At 54.2% G+C, this 18,180-nt stretch carries 15 protein-coding genes; 10 read left to right on the forward strand and 5 right to left on the reverse strand.

The window, feature by feature from the left end:
- Positions 1–397: 397 nt before the first annotated feature.
- The 6 genes from OR573_04935 to OR573_04960 all read left to right on the forward strand — a co-directional run bounded on the left by OR573_04935 (position 398) and on the right by OR573_04960 (position 5,520).
- A complete protein-coding gene (locus tag OR573_04935) occupies positions 398–718 on the forward strand; it encodes a hypothetical protein (protein XGA81001.1) in 321 nt (106 codons plus the stop codon).
- 32 nt (positions 719–750) lie between these two features.
- The gene (gene tnpB, locus OR573_04940; protein XGA81002.1) at positions 751–1,086 is read left to right on the forward strand and encodes an IS66 family insertion sequence element accessory protein TnpB; all 336 of its coding nucleotides are present in this window, start codon (positions 751–753) and stop codon (positions 1,084–1,086) included.
- Between the two features lie 56 nt (positions 1,087–1,142).
- Positions 1,143–2,738, forward strand: coding sequence for an IS66 family transposase (locus tag OR573_04945; protein XGA81003.1), 1,596 nt, complete (start codon positions 1,143–1,145; stop codon positions 2,736–2,738).
- A 44-nt stretch (positions 2,739–2,782) separates the two neighbouring features.
- Complete coding sequence (locus tag OR573_04950) at positions 2,783–3,685, forward strand: hypothetical protein (GenBank protein XGA81004.1); 903 nt, start codon at positions 2,783–2,785, stop codon at positions 3,683–3,685.
- A gap of 297 nt (positions 3,686–3,982) precedes the next feature.
- On the forward strand, positions 3,983–4,903 hold the full coding sequence (locus OR573_04955; GenBank protein XGA81005.1) for a hypothetical protein: 921 nt from the start codon (positions 3,983–3,985) through the stop codon (positions 4,901–4,903).
- A 149-nt stretch (positions 4,904–5,052) separates the two neighbouring features.
- The gene (locus OR573_04960; GenBank protein XGA81006.1) at positions 5,053–5,520 is read left to right on the forward strand and encodes a hypothetical protein; all 468 of its coding nucleotides are present in this window, start codon (positions 5,053–5,055) and stop codon (positions 5,518–5,520) included.
- 596 nt (positions 5,521–6,116) lie between these two features.
- On the opposite strand, the gene OR573_04965 is transcribed toward OR573_04960, so the two are convergent.
- From OR573_04965 to OR573_04980, 4 genes are all read right to left on the reverse strand, one after another.
- Positions 6,117–6,452 carry a type II toxin-antitoxin system HicB family antitoxin gene (locus tag OR573_04965; GenBank protein XGA81007.1) on the reverse strand — a complete coding sequence of 112 codons (336 nt, stop codon included), beginning with the start codon at positions 6,450–6,452 and terminating at the stop codon, positions 6,117–6,119.
- Positions 6,449–6,709 (reverse strand): type II toxin-antitoxin system HicA family toxin, encoded by a 261-nt coding sequence (locus OR573_04970; GenBank protein ID XGA81008.1) that lies wholly within the window; start codon positions 6,707–6,709, stop codon positions 6,449–6,451. The genes OR573_04965 and OR573_04970 overlap by 4 nt, the downstream gene beginning before the upstream one ends.
- Before the next feature lie 514 nt (positions 6,710–7,223).
- A complete protein-coding gene (locus OR573_04975) occupies positions 7,224–7,616 on the reverse strand; it encodes a type II toxin-antitoxin system VapC family toxin (protein XGA81009.1) in 393 nt (130 codons plus the stop codon).
- The gene (locus OR573_04980; protein XGA81010.1) at positions 7,616–7,846 is read right to left on the reverse strand and encodes a CopG family transcriptional regulator; all 231 of its coding nucleotides are present in this window, start codon (positions 7,844–7,846) and stop codon (positions 7,616–7,618) included. The genes OR573_04975 and OR573_04980 overlap by 1 nt, the downstream gene beginning before the upstream one ends.
- 309 nt (positions 7,847–8,155) lie before the next feature.
- On the opposite strand from OR573_04980, the gene OR573_04985 reads away from it, so the two are divergent.
- The 4 genes from OR573_04985 (at position 8,156) to OR573_05000 (ending at position 15,778) form a co-directional block, all read left to right on the forward strand.
- On the forward strand, positions 8,156–9,760 hold the full coding sequence (locus OR573_04985; protein XGA81011.1) for an ATP-binding protein: 1,605 nt from the start codon (positions 8,156–8,158) through the stop codon (positions 9,758–9,760).
- Between the two features lie 235 nt (positions 9,761–9,995).
- Positions 9,996–11,600 carry an ATP-binding protein gene (locus OR573_04990; protein XGA81012.1) on the forward strand — a complete coding sequence of 535 codons (1,605 nt, stop codon included), beginning with the start codon at positions 9,996–9,998 and terminating at the stop codon, positions 11,598–11,600.
- Positions 11,601–12,335: 735 nt separating this feature from the next.
- Positions 12,336–13,937, forward strand: coding sequence for an AAA-like domain-containing protein (locus OR573_04995; protein XGA81013.1), 1,602 nt, complete (start codon positions 12,336–12,338; stop codon positions 13,935–13,937).
- 239 nt (positions 13,938–14,176) lie between these two features.
- Positions 14,177–15,778 carry an AAA family ATPase gene (locus tag OR573_05000; protein ID XGA81014.1) on the forward strand — a complete coding sequence of 534 codons (1,602 nt, stop codon included), beginning with the start codon at positions 14,177–14,179 and terminating at the stop codon, positions 15,776–15,778.
- 114 nt (positions 15,779–15,892) lie between these two features.
- Here OR573_05000 and OR573_05005 read toward each other — a convergent pair whose 3' ends face one another.
- Positions 15,893–17,863, reverse strand: a complete 1,971-nt coding sequence (locus OR573_05005) for a nucleoside-diphosphate sugar epimerase/dehydratase (protein XGA81015.1) — start codon at positions 17,861–17,863, stop codon at positions 15,893–15,895.
- Positions 17,864–18,180: the final 317 nt, after the last annotated feature.

Genomic DNA, 18,180 nt, shown 5'->3' on the forward strand with positions numbered 1-18,180 from the left:
GTTCGATAAAACAGGCCGTGCCAACCAAGTTGGCACGGCCTGTTTTGTTTTGGTGATATGGGGAATTGTCATTCCCGAATTCCCCACAGAACTGTCATTCCCGAGGGGGTAATCGGGAATCCATCTTGGCCTTTGCCTGTTGGTGTTTAGCGGGTAATGAGATATGTCAGTGAATTGCCTTGTGCTAAAGTAATAGTATTAATCGACAGGGAGTCATCATGAGCGATCAGGACGATAGCCTACGCGCCGATCACGATAGCCCGTGGAAGATGGCGTTGGAATCATATTTTCAAGAGTTTCTGGCACTGTTGTTCCGTAAGCGCCCTTAAACCGGCATCTACCGCTCTCGCTTTTATCCCCTCACACTGATGCCATCAGATCTTTGTGAGGGGGTGTCATGACGCATCAAGAACGTGAGCAATATTGGCAGCAACAAGTCACCGAATGGCAAACCTCTGGCTTGTCCGGCATGGCGTTTTGCAAGCAACAAGCGCTAAAGTACCATCAGTTTTCTTACTGGCGTCAAAAGCTCTTGGCCAGCGCATCGTCAACAAAAGAGCCAGTCGCCGGTTTTGCCACCGTCGCATATCCCAATACCGGCACCGCAAAAGAAATAGACTCCACGGGGCTTACGGTATCACTGCCCGGCGGTATCACGGTCACGGGCTTGCACGCGGGCAACGTGGCGTTACTGGGCGATATCCTGAGGCAACTGTGAAGCGGCCGCGCTATTTACGCCCCGCGTGGGAAATGCCCGAGATCTACCTGTACCGCGCACCGGTCGATTTTCGCAAGCAAGCCAACGGCCTGGCGTTACTGGTGGAGCAAGAACTGGGACACAACCCCTTTAGCGGGGCGCTGTATGCCTTTACTAACCGGCAGCGAAATAAAATCAAGTGCCTGATGTGGGAAGACAATGGCTTCGTGCTCTACTACAAGGCGCTGGCCGAGGAGCGCTTCAAGTGGCCCGGCCCCTCGGATGACGTTATGGCGTTGACTGGCGAGCAGATCAACTGGCTGTTGGATGGCTACGATATCACCCTGATGCGCGGCCATAAAACACTGCATTACGACAGCGTCGGATAGGCCATAAAGCTCTTATTTTCAGTGCTTTAACACACCGAATCTGGTATCATTGGCCCATGAAAAAGCACCCCGAAGTCTCCTCCCAACTGCCTGATCTCAGTGGCCTCTCCGCCGCTGAGGTAGTGGCTCTTGTGGCGGGGCTTCAGCAACAGGTGACGGCTCAACAGACGGCGTTACAGCAACGTAATCTCTATATTCAATTGCTCGAAGAGAAGCTGCGCTTGCAGCGCATTCAGCAGTTCGCCGCGCGCAGTGAAAAGTCTGCGAACCAGGCTCATCTGTTCGATGAGACGGAGTTGGAAGCTGACATCGAGGCGCTACGCGATCAGTTACCCGACGATGTCGAAGAGCAAGACGCGCCGCGTCCCTCACGTCAACGTCGCCAACGTGGCTTCTCCGACACTCTGGTCCGTGAGCGTATTGAGCTTACGCTCAGCGAAGAAGAAAAAGTCGGGGCGACCAAGACCTTCTTCGCCAAGGTAAAAGAAGAGCTTCAGTTCATCCCCGCGCAGCTGAAAGTCCTCGAATACTGGCAGGAAAAAGCGGTGTTCCCGCTTGAGGGCAACGACCATCTCCTTACTGCGGAGCGTCCGGTTCATCCGCTAGGCAAGTGCACGGCGTCGACGTCACTGCTAGCGTACGTGATCACCTCCAAGTACGCAGACGGTTTGCCGCTGTACCGCTTGGAAGGCATGTTCAAGCGGTTAGGCCACGCTGTTAGCCGCACGCAGATGGCCAACTGGATCATCCGCCTGAATGACGTCTTCACGCCCTTGATCACGCTGATGCGCGAAGTGCAAAACAGCAGCGCGTATCTGCAAGCCGATGAAACGCGGCTGCAAGTGCTCAAGGAAGACGGCAAGACCGCTCAGTCAGATAAATGGATGTGGGTCACCCGAGGTGGCCCACCGGATCAACCGTCGGTGCTCTTTGCCTACGACCCGTCCCGCGGCGGCAGCGTGCCGGTGCGCCTACTCGACGACTTCTCAGGGATCCTGCAGGCCGATGGCTACGCCGGTTACGGCCAGGTATGCCGTGCCAACGGCATTACCCGCATTGGCTGTTGGGACCATGCGCGACGCAAGTTCGTGGAAGCGTCTAAGGCAGCCAAGGTCAACGCGAAAGGCAAGGGCGCCACGCCGGCCAAGGCCGAGGTAGGGCTTAGCCATATCAACAAACTCTACGCCATCGAACGGCAGATCAAGGATCTCAGCGAAGTGGAACGCTACCGTGTCCGCCAGGAGCTGAGCCTTCCGCGTCTTGAGGCCTTCAAGGCTTGGCTAGAGGCTAATGTTACCCGCGTCATGAAAGGCAGCCTGACGCGTCAGGCGATGGAATATACGCTGAACCAATGGGACTTCCTCATCGGCTATTGTGCGCGCGGCGACCTGCATATCAGTAATGTTCTGGCAGAAAACGCCATTCGCCCGTTTGCCGTTGGTCGAAGAGCCTGGCTGTTCGCGGATACCTCCCGCGGCGCTCACGCCAGTGCCACCTGTTATTCACTCATCGAAACGGCAAAAGCCAATGGCTTGGAGCCTGCTGCCTATATCCATTATGTGCTGGAGCACATCGCCACCGCTGATACGTTAGAGGCACTGGAAACGCTGCTGCCCTGGAACGTGAACTTGGCGCCCGCCGAAAAAAAGTGAAAGAACACGGCTAGGTCAAGTGTGTCGATTTAAGGGCGCTTACGTTGTTCCCTGCCATCAAGGAACAGGTAAACTGGTCAAAAGGTTACAGTTTTCTGGATAAAGAGCTCCAGCAGATTACGCCTGATGCCGATAGTGGAAGACGCTACGCTGATAAGCTGATCAAGGTATATGCCATCGATGGTAGTGAGACTTGGGTGCTGATCCATGTCGAGGTTCAAGGCGAACCTGAAGAAGCGTTCGCTGAGCGAATGTATACCTATCAGTATCGGCTGCGAGACCGCTACAGTATTGATGTTGTCAGCCTGGCAATATTGGCAGACACCCGCGAGAGCTTTCGTCCGACGACATTTCATTATATGCGTTGGGGGTGCGAGCTGACGTTTACTTTCCCCACCGCTAAACTGATCGACTGGGAAACGCATTGGGCGGAACTCAGCGCCAGTGACAACGTTTTCGCATTGGTAGTGATAGCTCAGATTCAAGCCAAACGGGTGAGGGACGGCGCTACGCGCAAGGATGCCAAGATTGCCCTGATTCGGCTGCTGTATGAGCGAGGCTACCGCCGAGAACAGATTGTGCGGCTGTTCAATATCATCGATTGGATGCTGCAGCTACCCAAGGCAATGGAACCCGAGTTTGTCCAGGCGATTTACGCCATACAGGAGGAAAAGCATATGCCTTATGTGAATACAATTGAGCGCTTGGGTATTGAGAAAGGCGAGAAGCTAGGGATCGAGAAAGGGCGTCAAGAAGGGCGTCAAGAAGGGCGTCAAGAAGGGCGTCAAGAAGGGCGTCAAGAAGCCGAGCAGCGCGCCTTGGAAAGTAAGCGCAATGCTGCCCGTAAACTGATTGCCCTTACCGAGATGAACGACCAGCTAATTGCGGAAATTGAAGAGCTGCCGGTTAAGGAAGTTGAAAAGTTACGTGCTGAGACGCGGCATTGAGGCTTTTACTACCTGGGATATATTCGTAGGGTGGCTTCGCGAAGCAAGCCACCGACCCGCCGCAGGCGGGCAGCGGTACCCGCAAAGCGCGTGTAGGTGCCGAGAATTGGTGACTTGCGTCGTTCATCCGCCCGGCTACGGTTCTGCCATTCCCGAAGCCTCCTCCAAACTGTCATTCCCGAGTGGGGTAATCGGGAATCCACCTTGGCCTTTGCCTGCTGGTGTTTAGCGGGTAATGAGATATGTCAGTGAATTGCCTTGTGCTAAAGTAATAGTATTAATCGACAGGGAGTCATCATGAGCGATCAGGACGATAGCCTACGCGCCGATCACGATAGCCCGTGGAAGATGGCGTTGGAATCATATTTTCAAGAGTTTCTGGCACTGTTGTTCCCTGTCATCAAGGAACAGGTAAACTGGTCTAAAGGTTACAGTTTTCTGGATAAAGAGCTCCAGCAGATTACGCCTGATGCCGATAGTGGAAGACGCTACGCTGATAAGCTGATCAAGGTATATGCCATCGATGGTAGTGAGACTTGGGTGCTGATCCATGTCGAGGTGCAAGGTGAACCTGAAGACGCCTTTGCCGAGCGGATGTACACCTATCAGTATCGGCTGCGAGACCGCTACAGCATTGATGTTGTCAGCCTGGCAATATTGGCAGACACCCGCGAGAGCTTTCGTCCGACGACATTTCATTATATGCGTTGGGGGTGCGAGCTGACGTTTACTTTCCCCACCGCTAAACTGATCGACTGGGAAACGCATTGGGCAGAACTCAACGCCAGTGAAAACGTTTTCGCATTGGTAGTGATAGCTCAGATTCAAGCCAAACGGGTGAGGGACGGCGCGACGCGCAAGGATGTCAAGATTGCCCTGATTCGACTGCTGTATGAGCGGGGCTACAGCCGAGAACAGATAGTGCAGTTGTTTAACATCATCGACTGGATGCTGCAGCTGCCCAAGGCACTGGAACCCGAATTTGTCCAGGCGGTCTACGCCATACAGGAGGAAAAGCATATGCCTTATGTGAATACAATTGAGCGCTTGGGTATTGAGAAAGGCCGTCAAGAAGCCGAGCAGCGCGCCTTGGAAAGTAAGCGCAATGCTGCCCGTAAACTGATTGCCCTTACCGAGATGAACGACCAGCTAATTGCGGAAATTGAAGAGCTGCCGGTTAAGGAAGTTGAAAAGTTACGTGCTGAGACGCGGCATTGAGGCTTTTACTACCTGGGATATATTCGTAGGGTGGCTTCGCGAAGCAAGCCACCGACCCGCCGCAGGCGGGCATGGCGTAGACCATTTTGTTACGTGTAGGCGTCGAGAATTGGTGGATTGCGTCGATCATCCGCCGGTGAGTTTGTTGATTGGTTCAGGTTATTTGCCAGGCGGATGACGCCGGGAATCCACCCTACGGGGATCATGACCTGTGGGTATTGCGTAGGGTGGCTTCGCGAAGCAAGCCACTAATCAAGATTGCCCTGATTCGGCTGCTGTATGAACGAGGTTACCACCGAGAACAGATTGTGCGGCTGTTCAATATCATCGATTGGATGCTGCAGCTACCCAAGGCACTGGAACCCGAATTTGTCCAGGCGGTCTACGCCATACAGGAGGAAAAGCATATGCCTTATGTGAATACAATTGAGCGCTTGGGTATTGAGAAAGGCCGTCAAGAAGGCAGTCAAGAAGCCGAGCAGCGCGCCTTGGAAAGTAAGCGCAATGCTGCCCGTAAACTGATTGCCCTTACCGAGATGAACGACCAGCTAATTGCGGAAATTGAAGAGCTGCCGGTTGAGGAAGTTGAAAAGCTACGTGCTGAGACGCGGCATTGAGGCTTTTACTACCTGGGATATATTCGTAGGGTGGCTTCGCGAAGCAAGCCACCGACCCGCCGCAGGCGGGCATGGCGTAGACCATTTTGTTACGTGTAGGCGTCGAGAATTGGTGGATTGCGTCGTCATCCGCCATTGTTTTCATTGGTTCGTCCAGGTTATTTGCCAGGCGGATGACGCCGGGAATCCACCCTACGGCACTGTCATTCCCGAGTGGGGTAATCGGGAATCCATCTTGACTTTGCCTGATGGTGCTTGTGTACTGGCCCCGAAAGGTTCGGTTATCCAGTGTAAAATTTGATAAAAAACAATTGCCATCAACTACGTCTTACATGGCTTTATCATTGACGAGAATCGGCAGTATTTCAGAGCTCAATCTTGATGACAGACTCTCAAATTAAAGCACCCTGGAGATATGAGCGTGGCGAAGGCCGGCACAAGCACCGGTGGAAAAACGACTACGCGGGTTTTGAGCCAGAAGATAAAGGCCCCATTGGAAAATGCCCGAAAAGTATAACTCAAGAGTTGGCCACTGAAATCCTGAATCAAGGTGTGCCATACTATGATGATCCCGATGACCCAGTACCTGCAAAGATTTACGTGTGAATCTCATGTTCGATGGCGGTTGCCACAAACTGGTTTAGACTCTGCCCCCTAGCAGTAGCAGCATCTACTGCATGCTCGTGAATTTCAGCAGGCAGGCGAACCTGGAACTTGCCCGAATAGGACTTGGATGGCTGAATACCGAGACGCTCGCACTCTTCAAGAAAAATGCGAAGGGATACCCGGCCTTCCTTGTGAAGGTCGGAGACACTGTCGGCGTAGAAATCGGCGCCGCCGTTAAGTCCGACGAACTCGCCGCGAAACATTTCAACCTCTGGATCGTATTGAATTACGGCGCGATAGCCGTCGATAGCCATGATGTTGTTCATGGGGCTTCTCCATTCTCTTCTAACCACTTACGGATACTGGCAACGGCACCCTTGTCTGTATCTGGCGATGGGTGCGGACGGTGAAATACGCGCACTTCGCCGAAGAGCACAACCGCGATGCGCGAGCCTTCGCGCTCATTAACCTCAGCACCAAGCGCCACGAACAGAGATTCTATGTCGCTCCATGCGATGGTGCCTGAAACAGGACGACTAAAAATGGCGGCCAGTGTTTTCGCGTGCTTGCGTTTCAACGTCATTTAGTACTGCTTTTTGGTACTATGAGTTTATTGGAAGAATCTTAGGCGTCACTGAGCATTGCGTCAAGTTCTACGCACTGGGTTGAGCTGCAAAGATGGCGTAGAATTTGCTGCCATCTGGCCTGTGAAGTGAGTGGTGCAGTGAGGCCGCCACCCCCAGTGTCAGGATAAGTGTCGCAACCTCTGATATGCTTTCTTAAATGTTGATCAGGGGGCCAAAGGAGACACTCATGCCTCGCTATTCAGACGAACGCCGCCAAGCGGCCGTTGCCAAATTATTACCGCCTCACAACTTATCGCCGCACGATGTAGCGGCACAAGAGGGGATCTCATTAGCCCCCTCTGTCAGCCTAGTTGCCCAGTTGGCGAGATCGCCTAACGTTAATCCAAATGGGGCGGCATGCGGGAATGGCGGGGTGGTGGTAAACCGTCATTCCCGAACTCCCCACAGAACTGTCATTCCCGAGTGGGGTTATCGGGAATCCATCCACCTTACGTCGCTGGTTAAAGGTCTTTAATACCAATCTTCAACTCGCAATGCCTCAACTCGGTCAAACTCCCGGGTATTGCGGCTTACCAGAGTGGCACCATGGGCCAACGCGGTTCCAGCAATCAGAGTGTCATAGGGCCCGATGGGTCGGCCATCACGTTCCAGAGTGGCACGTAGCTTCGCAGCAGCCTGTGCCTCTCTTTGTTGGAAAGGTACTATCTGCACGACAGAGGTAAGCTCCGCAAGCTGCCGCATGCGTTTTTCCGGTGCCGAGGATTTTGCGATACCTACCTGCAGCTCGTAGAGCACAACTGAGGGGATGCCTATATCCTTGGGCGCCCGTGCTAACAGCTCCTCGGCAACGCGCCCTTCACCTTTGAAGAAATAGATCAGGGTATTGGTATCTAGCACCCACATCAGAACGTTTCCCGCTCGGTGTCGGTATTTGTGGTGGCGCGCAATTCTTCCAGCGAGGGAAAGTCCTCCCAGCTCCCCGGCAGTTCCCGAACCGTATACGGCCAATCGTCCACCAGTTTTTCCCGAATGACATTGGCAATCCACTTGCTCTTCGATAGCTTCATTACCCGGGCATTGGTGATCATCTTCTGTTCGGTTTCATCATCTAGATAAATGGTTACTTGTCCCATTTCATGACCCTTTTAAAAGTATATGTGAAAATATATGTTTGAAAGGCAGCCCAGGTCAACTAACTACGGAGCCCTATCAGGTAAAAAGCAGTCATCGGGAAACTGTCATTCCCGAACTCCCCACAGAACTGTCATTCCCGAGTGGGGTTATCGGGAATCCACCTTGACCTTTGCCGCTGTCGCCCGAAAACCAAGGTCAACATGGATTCTGAGGCTTTCTGGATTCTGAGGCTTTCGCGTTTCCATACCAACGAACCTACTATGTTAATCTAAAAGCAACACCAAGGCTGCGCCAAGCAGGGGAGTACCATGGAACGCTTTTTCAATAACGCTGGCCCCACCAAACCGAATAAGCACTACCATATTGACCCGCTTAGCCGCGTGGACTGGGATGATATTAAGCACCTGATTGATCAGGAGCGCTATTTTGTGCTCCACGCCCCGCGCCAGACGGGTAAGACCACCACGCTGTTGGCGATGATGAAGGCGCTTAACGAACAGGGTGATTACGCCTGTGCTTACGCCAACATCGAAGGGGCGCAGGCAGCGCGAGGGGATGAAAGCAAAGGCATTCCCACCGTATGTAGTGCCTTGGCGCGCAGCATTGAGGATTATCTGGGTACGAAAGCGGTGAATGTCTGGTGGCATGAAACCGGCCGCTACGAGCAGCCTCAGGATCAAATGACGCAATTGTTGCGTTATTGGGCCAAGCAGTCCGCATTGCCTACCGTGCTGTTTCTGGATGAAGTGGATGCGTTGGTGGGCGATACGCTCATTTCTCTGTTGCGCCAGATTCGTGCTGGCTATGCCCAGCGCCCGGCGGCGTTTCCCCAGTCGATTATCCTATGTGGCGTCCGCGATGTACGCGACTATCGCCTTCATCAGGAAGGTGCCGAGGTGATTACCGGCGGCAGTGCTTTCAACATCAAAGCCAAGTCGCTGCGTATGGGCAGTTTTACGTATGAAGAATGCGAGCAGTTATGGTGTCAGCATACCGAGGCCACCGGGCAGCCTTTCGATTCCCGTATCTTCCCTGAACTGTGGGAAGACACTCGTGGCCAACCGTGGCTGGTCAATGCGCTTGGCCATGAGCTGACCTGGGAGTTTAAGCCTGCCCGGAAGCGCTCTCGTCTACTGACACTGGAAGATTACCGCAGCGCGCGCGAAAAGCTGATTCAATCCCGCGCTACTCATTTGGATCAGCTGACCGATAAGCTGCGTGAGCCACGGGTTCAGCGGGTGATGAGCGCGCTGCTCTCCAGCGAGGAGAGCCTGGAGATCCAGAATATCGCGCCGGACGATCAGCAGTATGTGGAAGACTTGGGCTTGATCGAGACCTATCCCTCGCTACGTATCAGCAACCGGATCTATCGTGAAGTGATTCCGCGAGATCTCACCTGGATCATGCAAACGCGCATCCCTAACCAGGAGCAGGTGTGGTATTTAACCCCTGAGCGCCGGTTGGACATGCCAAAACTACTGGCGGGGTTCCAGCAGTTTTTCCGTGAACACGCCGAGAGCTGGCTGGAGCGCTTTCAGTATAAAGAGGCTGGGCCGCAGCTGTTGATGCAGGCGTTTTTGCAGCGAATCATCAATGGCGGCGGGCGTATCAGCCGTGAATATGGCCTGGGGCGCAAGCGCACAGATCTGTTCATCGAGTGGCCGCTGGATGAGACGCAGGGCTTTACCGGCCCGGTGCAGCGTGTGGTGATTGAGCTTAAACTCCAGCATCAAAGCCGCGAGGCAGTCCTGGCCAAGGGGCTGGAACAGACCGCCGACTACGCTGATCGTGTGGGGGCAGATGAAGCGCATCTGGTGATCTTCAACCGCGATGAACAGGTGCCGTGGGACGATAAGATCTGGCAGAGCGAAGCGCATTGCCATGGTTGGCGAATTGGTATCTGGGGGGCGTAGCACTTCTGGAGGCGCTAACCACTGCACTGTCATTCCCGGATCAATCCCTGTGAACTGTCATTCCCGAGTGGGGGTATCGGGAATCCATCTTGATCTTTGCCGCTGCCGCCCGAAAACCAAGGTCAACATGGATTCTGAGGCTTTCTGGATTCTGAGGCTTTCGCGTTTCCATACCAACGAACCTGCTATGTTAATCTAAAAGCAATACCAAGGCTGCGCCAAGCAGGGGAGTACCATGGAACGCTTTTTCAATAACGCTGGTCCCACCGTTCCGGCCGACCATTACCACATTGATCCGCTCAGCCGTGTGGACTGGGAGGACATTGAGTACCTGATCGCGCAAAAACGCTATTTTGTGCTCCATGCCCCGCGCCAGACGGGTAAGACCACCACGCTGTTGGCGATGATGAAGGCGCTTAACGAACAGGGTGATTACGCCTGTGCTTACGCCAACATCGAAGGGGCGCAGGCAGCGCGAGGGGATGAAAACAAAGGCATTCCCACCGTATGTAGTGCCTTGGCGCGCAGCATTGAGGATTATCTGGGTACGAAAGCGGTGAATGTCTGGTGGCATGAAACCGGCCGCTACGAGCAGCCTCAGGATCAAATGACGCAATTGTTGCGTTATTGGGCCAAGCAGTCCGCATTGCCTACCGTGCTGTTTCTGGACGAAGTGGATGCATTGGTGGGCGATACGCTCATTTCTCTGTTGCGCCAGATCCGTGCTGGCTATGCCCAGCGCCCGGCGGCGTTTCCCCAGTCGATTATCCTGTGTGGCGTCCGCGATGTACGCGACTATCGCCTTCATCAGGAAGGCGCCGAGGTGATTACCGGCGGCAGTGCTTTCAATATTAAGGCTGAATCCCTGCGTATGGGCAGTTTTACGTATGAAGAATGCGAGCAGTTGTGGTGTCAGCATACCGAGGCCACCGGGCAGCCTTTCGATTCACGTATCTTTCCTGAACTGTGGGAAGACACTCGTGGCCAGCCGTGGCTGGTCAATGCTTTGGGCTACGAGCTGACGTGGCGTTTCAAGCCCGCCCGGGAGCGCTCTCGTCTACTGACACTGGAAGATTACCGCACCGCGCGCGAAAAGCTGATTCAATCCCGCGCTACTCATTTGGATCAACTGACCGATAAGCTGCGTGAGCCACGGGTTCAGCGGGTGATGAGCGCGCTGCTCTCCAGCGAGGAGAGCCTGGACATCCAGAATATCGCGCCGGACGATCAGCAGTATGTGGAAGATCTGGGCTTGATCGAGACCTATCCCTCGCTACGTATCAGCAACCGTATCTATCGTGAAGTGATTCCGCGAGACCTCACCTGGATCATGCAGACGCGCATCCCCAACCAGGAGCAGGTGTGGTATTTAACCCCTGAGCGCCGGTTGGACATGCCAAAACTGCTGGCGGGGTTCCAGCAGTTTTTTCGTGAACACGCCGAGAGCTGGTTGGAGCGCTTTCAGTATAAGGAGGCCGGGCCGCAGCTGTTGATGCAGGCGTTTTTGCAGCGGATCATCAATGGCGGTGGGCGTATCAGCCGTGAATATGGCCTGGGGCGCAAGCGCACGGACCTGTTCATCGAGTGGCCGCTGGATGAAACACAAGGCTTTACCGGCCCGGTGCAGCGTGTGGTGATTGAGCTTAAGCTTCAGCATCAAAGCCACGAGGCAGTGCTGGCCAAGGGGCTGGAACAGACCGCCGACTACGCCGATCAAGTGGGGGCAGATGAAGCGCATCTGGTGATCTTTAACCGCGATGAACAGGTGCCGTGGGACGATAAGATCTGGCAGAGCGAAGCGCATTGCCATGGCTGGCGAATCGGTACCTGGGGAGCGTAGCAATCCTCAAGAGCATGTGGGAATGACGGGGTTGTGCAATGTGCGTGAATGGGTGGATTGCGTCGTTCATCCGCCGGTGAATGTATCGCCTGGTTGACGCTATCTGCCAGGCGGATGACGCCGGGAATCCACCCTACGGGGATCATGATCCGTGGGTACTCGTAGGGTGGATTCGCGAAGCAATCCACCAACCCGCCGCAGGCGGGCAGCGGTGCCCGTGATATTTCGCGCAGGCATCGGCATTGGTGGATTGCGTCGATCATCCGCCGGTGAGTTTATTAGTTCGTTCAGGTTATCTGCCAGGCGGATGACGCCGGGAATCCACCCTACGGGTGATCATGATCCGTGGGTACTCGTAGGGTGGATTCGCGAAGCAATCCACCAACCCGCCGCAGGCGGGCAGCGGTGTCCGTGATGTTACGCGCAGGCATCGGCATTGGTGGATTGCGTCGATCATCCGCCGGTGAGTTTATTAGTTCGTTCAGGTTATCTGCCAGGCGGATGACGCTGGGAATCCACCCTACGGGTGATCATGATCCGTGGGTATTTCGTAGGGTGGCTTCGCGAAGCAAGCCACCGACCCGCCGCAGGCGGGCAGCGGTGCCCGTGATGTTACGCGCAGGCCCGAAAATCGGGATCAACATAACTTCTGAGGCTTTCGCGTTTCCATACCAACGAACCTGCTGTGTTAACCTGAAAACAACACCAAGGCTGCGCCAAGCAGGGAATTATCATATGGAACGCTTCTTTAATAACGCTGGCCCCACCGTTCCGGCGGATCATTACCACATTGACCCGCTTAGCCGCGTGGACTGGGAGGATATTGAGCACCTGATCGCGCAAAAACGCTATTTTGTGCTCCACGCCCCGCGCCAGACGGGCAAGACCACCACGCTGTTGGCGATGATGAAGGCGCTTAACGAACAGGGTGATTACGCCTGCGCTTACGCCAATATTGAAGGGGCGCAGGCAGCACGCGGCGATGAAAGCAAGGGGATTCCGGCTATTTGCAGTGCCGTCGCGGGGGCGCTACGTCTTTATCTAGACGATGCGCGTATGGTCGAGTGGTTCAGCCAGCATCGTGACCAGCCTGCTGAGGATCAGCTCAAGCAACTGCTTGAATACTGGACGCATGTCAGCGACAAGCCGACGGTGCTGTTTCTGGACGAAGTGGATGCGTTGGTGGGCGATACGCTCATTTCTCTGCTGCGCCAGATCCGTGCTGGTTATGCCCAGCGCCCGGCGGCGTTTCCCCAGTCGATTATCCTGTGCGGCGTCCGCGATGTACGCGATTACCGCCTTCACCAGGAAGGTGCCGAGGTGATTACCGGTGGCAGCGCTTTCAATATTAAGGCTGAATCCCTGCGTATGGGCAGTTTTACGTATGAAGAATGCGAGCAGTTGTGGTGCCAGCACACGGAGGCCACCGGGCAGCCTTTCGATTCCCGTATCTTTCCTGAACTGTGGGAAGACACTCGTGGCCAGCCGTGGCTGGTCAATGCTTTGGGCTACGAGCTGACGTGGCGTTTCAAGCCCGCTCGGGAGCGCTCTCGTCTACTGACACTGGAAGATTACCGCAGTGCGCGGGAAAAGCTGATTCAATCCCGCGCTACTCACCTGGATCAACTGACCGATAAATTACGCGAGCCGCGGGTGCAGCGGGTAATGAGCGCGCTGCTCTCCAGCGAGGAGAGTCTGGAGATTCAGAACATCGCGCCGGACGATCAGCAATATGTGGAAGACTTGGGCTTAATCGAGACCACTCCCTCGCTACGTGTCAGCAACCGGATCTATCGTGAAGTGATTCCGCGAGATCTCACCTGGATCATGCAAACGCGCATCCCTAACCAGGAGCAGGTGTGGTATTTAACCCCTGAGCGCCGGTTGGACATGCCAAAACTGCTGGCGGGGTTCCAGCAGTTTTTCCGTGAACACGCTGAGAGCTGGCTGGAGCGTTTTCAGTATAAAGAGGCCGGGCCGCAGCTGTTGATGCAGGCGTTTTTGCAGCGGATCATCAATGGCGGTGGGCGTATCAGCCGTGAATATGGCCTGGGGCGCAAGCGCACGGATCTGTTCATCGAGTGGCCGCTGGATGAGGCGCAGGGCTTTACCGGCCCTGTGCAGCGTGTGGTAATTGAGCTTAAGCTCCAGCATCAAAGCCGCGAGGCAGTGCTGGCCAAGGGGCTGGAACAGACCGCCGACTACGCCGATCAAGTGGGGGCAGATGAAGCGCATCTGGTGATCTTCAACCGCGATGAACAGGTGCCGTGGGACGATAAGATCTGGCAGAGCGAAGCGCATTGCCGTGGTTGGCGAATCGGTACCTGGGGAGCGTAGCACTTCTGGAGGCACTAACCACTGCTCTGTCATTCCCGGATCAACCCCTGCACTTGAACTGTCATTTCCGAGTGGGGGTATCGGGAATCCATCTTGATCTTTGCCGCTGTCGCCCGAAAACCAAGGTCAACATGGATTCCAAGGCTTTCTGGATTCTGAGGCTTTCGCGTTTCCATACCAACGAACCTACTATGTTAATCTAAAAGCAACACCAAGGCTGCGCCAAGCAGGGGAGTACCATGGAACGCTTTTTCAATAACGCTGGCCCCACCAAACCGAATAAGCACTACCATATTGACCCGCTTAGCCGCGTGGACTGGGATGATATTAAGCACCTGATTGATCAGGAGCGCTATTTTGTGCTCCACGCCCCGCGCCAGACGGGCAAGACCACCACGCTGCTGGCGATGATGCAGGCGCTTAACGAAGAGGGGGATTACGCCTGCTCTTACGCCAATATTGAAGGGGCGCAGGCAGCACGCGGCGATGAAAGCAAGGGGATTCCGGCTATTTGCAGTGCCGTCGCGGGGGCACTACGTCTTTATCTAGACGATGCGCGTATGGTCGAGTGGTTCAGCCAGCATCGTGACCAGCCTGCTGAGGATCAGCTCAAGCAACTGCTTGAATACTGGACGCATGTCAGCGACAAGCCGACGGTGCTGTTTCTGGACGAAGTGGATGCGTTGGTGGGCGATACGCTCATTTCTCTGTTGCGCCAGATTCGTGCTGGCTATGCCCAGCGCCCGGCGGCGTTTCCCCAGTCGATTATCCTGTGTGGCGTCCGCGATGTACGCGATTACCGCCTTCACCAGGAAGGTGCCGAGGTGATTACCGGCGGCAGTGCCTTCAACATCAAAGCCAAGTCGCTGCGTATGGGCAGCTTTACATACGAAGAATGCGAGCAGCTATGGTGCCAGCATACCGAGGCCACCGGGCAGCCTTTCGATTCCCGTATCTTCCCTGAACTGTGGGAAGATACCCGTGGCCAACCGTGGCTGGTCAATGCGCTTGGCCATGAGCTGACCTGGGAGTTTAAGCCTGCCCGGGAACGCTCTCGTCTACTGACGCTGGAAGATTACCGCAGCGCGCGGGAAAAGCTGATTCAATCCCGCGCTACTCATTTGGATCAGCTGACCGATAAACTGCGTGAGCCACGGGTGCAGCGGGTGATGAGCGCGTTGCTCTCCAGCGAGGAGAGCCTGGACATCCAGAATATCGCGCCGGACGATCAGCAGTATGTGGAAGACTTGGGCTTGATCGAGACCTATCCCTCGCTACGTATCAGCAACCGTATCTATCGTGAAGTGATTCCGCGAGACCTCACCTGGATTATGCAGACGCGCATCCCCAACCAGGAGCAGGTGTGGTATTTAAACCCTGAGCGCCGGCTGGATATGCCAAAACTGCTGGCGGGTTTTCAGCAGTTTTTCCGTGAGCACGCCGAGAGCTGGCTGGAGCGCTTTCAGTATAAGGAGGCCGGGCCACAGCTGTTGATGCAGGCGTTTCTGCAGCGAATCATCAACGGCGGCGGGCGTATCAGCCGTGAATATGGTTTAGGGCGCAAGCGCACGGATCTGTTCATCGAGTGGCCGCTGGATGAAGCGCAATGCTTTACCGGCCCGGTGCAGCGTGTGGTGATTGAGCTTAAACTCCAGCATCAAAGCCGCGAGGCAGTGCTGGCCAAGGGGCTGGAACAGACCGCCGACTACGCTGATCGTGTGGGGGCAGATGAAGCGCATCTGGTGATCTTCAACCGCGATGAACAGGTGCCGTGGGACGATAAGATCTGGCAGAGCGAAGCGCATTGCCATGGCTGGCGAATCGGTACCTGGGGGGCGTAGCACTTCTGCCACTTGAACAAAATGCTGCCGCATTCTGCGATTCAATTCTTTGAATGAATCGTCGGAGGGTTCAATTGGCGTAATAAGACATACCCTACCAGTTCCGTTTCGTGTTCAATGCTGGGTTAAAGCAAGTTTGCCGCCGTTAACGCAGCTTTGTTGTTGGTTCTCCCATAAAAAGTCGGCAATTTTACCGTTTGGCCGATAGTCAATGGGGGCTTTCAGCAATATGTCTCGCAGTGTTTCATAGTCTGAGTGCTCACAGGCATCGTGAAGCTGTCTCAGGATTCTGTATAGCTCATCCCAAGGTAAGGATACCTCCTTGGCACTCATGATACGTGAGTGACGGGTACTGCCAACGTTGTCACCTATCAGCAGTTCTTCATACAATTTTTCGCCTGGGCGCAACCCTGTAAATACAATGTCGATATCACCGATACGTTGATATGCGGCGCTGTCACCTTCTTCACTGCTTTGAGGATAACTGGGCTCCATTCCTGAAAGACGGATCATATGTGAAGCGAGTTCGGCAATTTTGATGGGCTCACCCATGTCCAGGACAAAAACATCGCCGCCACGAGCCATGGCGCCTGCCTGTATTACCAATTGGGCCGCTTCGGGAATGGTCATGAAGTAGCGTGTGATCTCAGGGTGGGTAACCGTCACAGGGCCACCAGCGGCAATCTGGCGGCGAAAAAGCGGAACCACTGAACCGCTCGATCCCAAGACGTTACCAAAACGCACCATCGAAAAAAGCGTTGTTTTTTGCTTCTCGCCCAGCGCCTGGCATACCAGTTCGGCCATACGTTTGCTGGCGCCCATTATATTGGTCGGGCGAACAGCTTTGTCAGTCGAGATAAGAATAAAGGCTTCTGCATTAGCGGCTATGGCGGCTTCGGCGCAGGCTAGTGTGCCTAGAACGTTATTTCTTAGCCCTTCAATCATGTTGCGTTCAACCATGGGGACATGTTTATAGGCGGCAGCATGATAAACCGTTTGCACCCGAAAAGAACGCATGATGGTTTTCAGTTGTGCGCCATGCTGTACTGAGCATTGCATGGCAAAGATAGAGACATCGATATCTTGGGTATTGGCGAGCGCGCGCAGTTCTGATTCGATCTGATAGAGAGCAAATTCTGATATTTCCAACAGGATCAGCTGGCGGGGGTGCTGGGAAATAATCTGCCGACACAGTTCACTGCCAATTGAACCGCCAGCCCCTGTGACCATGACAATCTTGTCAGTAATATTAGCGCCGAGCAGCGTGGGCTCGGCAGGAACCGGGTCGCGCCCAAGCAGGTCTTCTACCGCGACATCACGCAATTCGGTTACTCGGGATTTACCTGACACCAGATCTGAAGTACTGGGAATGCTTTGCACAGGAATGGACAATGGTTCGAGAAAATGCAGGATTTCACGTCGTCTTGCGCGGGTAACACTAGGCATGGCGAGCAAAATCTTATCAACGCCGTAACGCTCGATCAGCAACTGGATATTACCAGGGGCGTAAACTTTTAACCCCTGTATGAAGGCATCTTGTAGAGGTGGGTGGTCATCGAGAAAGCCGACAGGTTCATGTTCGCGGCCATGACGAAGGGACTCAACCAGTTGGCGACCGGAAACGCCAGCCCCATAAACAAGGATCCGTTCCTTATAGCGCAATTGATTTTTTAGGTAGAGGGCGCGCAGCGCAAAACGTACACCACCGATAGTTAGTAATGCCAGCATGGCGTAGATGACAGGCACTGAACGCGGCACGGGAAGTTGCAATAAGTAGTTCACTATTACCAGTGATATAGCGGATGCACCAATGCCGATGGCGACGGTTTTGAATGCCTGCATGCTCATGTAGCGAATAACAGCCCGGTAAAACCCCAAGCGAATAAATATCATCAGGCTGACGGGCAAAAGAACAGGTAATACCCACCACACACGTGGCTCGCTGATAAAAGCCCAACTGTCCAGACGTAATAGCATTGCAAAAAAGAAGCTGGCAGTAATCAATGTGCTATCAACGCACAGCTGGATAGCACGCTTGTAGCGACAAGGAAGCTTGAAGAGTGGCTGAATCAGTATCGTGACCATACGCAATGATTATATCCTTATAACTTCGTCGAAAAGAATCAGGCCGCTTAACCATTTACAAATATTAACATAGCACTAAGGAAATAAAAGGCCGTTTCTAAGCTTTTTGAATGAATAAGCTTTCTTGCATGAATAAGCTTTTAGGATGAATAACCTTTCTAGCCACAAGATGCTTTCCGGGACGCTGTCATTTAAACGTTTGGCAGGCTGTCGATCGTCGATCAAGGACTGGAGCTAATGGCTTGTGCAGAGTAGACTGATGCAAAATTTAACCTTTGACTATTCTCTGCATGGTTGATTACTTGCCGTGATCAGTA

It is taken from the genome of Halomonas sp. CH40, assembly GCA_041875495.1.
Classification (GTDB): domain Bacteria; phylum Pseudomonadota; class Gammaproteobacteria; order Pseudomonadales; family Halomonadaceae; genus Vreelandella.

Coding starts and splice junctions, on each gene's coding strand:
- OR573_04935 (XGA81001.1), top strand. CDS start 398: ATGACGCATCAAGAACGTGAGCAATATTGGCAGCAACAAGTCACCGAA.
- tnpB (XGA81002.1), top strand. CDS start 751: ATGCCCGAGATCTACCTGTACCGCGCACCGGTCGATTTTCGCAAGCAA.
- OR573_04945 (XGA81003.1), top strand. CDS start 1,143: ATGAAAAAGCACCCCGAAGTCTCCTCCCAACTGCCTGATCTCAGTGGC.
- OR573_04955 (XGA81005.1), top strand. CDS start 3,983: ATGAGCGATCAGGACGATAGCCTACGCGCCGATCACGATAGCCCGTGG.
- OR573_04965 (XGA81007.1), bottom strand. CDS start 6,452: ATGAACAACATCATGGCTATCGACGGCTATCGCGCCGTAATTCAATAC.
- OR573_04970 (XGA81008.1), bottom strand. CDS start 6,709: ATGACGTTGAAACGCAAGCACGCGAAAACACTGGCCGCCATTTTTAGT.
- OR573_04975 (XGA81009.1), bottom strand. CDS start 7,616: ATGTGGGTGCTAGATACCAATACCCTGATCTATTTCTTCAAAGGTGAA.
- OR573_04980 (XGA81010.1), bottom strand. CDS start 7,846: ATGGGACAAGTAACCATTTATCTAGATGATGAAACCGAACAGAAGATG.
- OR573_04985 (XGA81011.1), top strand. CDS start 8,156: ATGGAACGCTTTTTCAATAACGCTGGCCCCACCAAACCGAATAAGCAC.
- OR573_04990 (XGA81012.1), top strand. CDS start 9,996: ATGGAACGCTTTTTCAATAACGCTGGTCCCACCGTTCCGGCCGACCAT.
- OR573_04995 (XGA81013.1), top strand. CDS start 12,336: ATGGAACGCTTCTTTAATAACGCTGGCCCCACCGTTCCGGCGGATCAT.
- OR573_05000 (XGA81014.1), top strand. CDS start 14,177: ATGGAACGCTTTTTCAATAACGCTGGCCCCACCAAACCGAATAAGCAC.
- OR573_05005 (XGA81015.1), bottom strand. CDS start 17,863: ATGGTCACGATACTGATTCAGCCACTCTTCAAGCTTCCTTGTCGCTAC.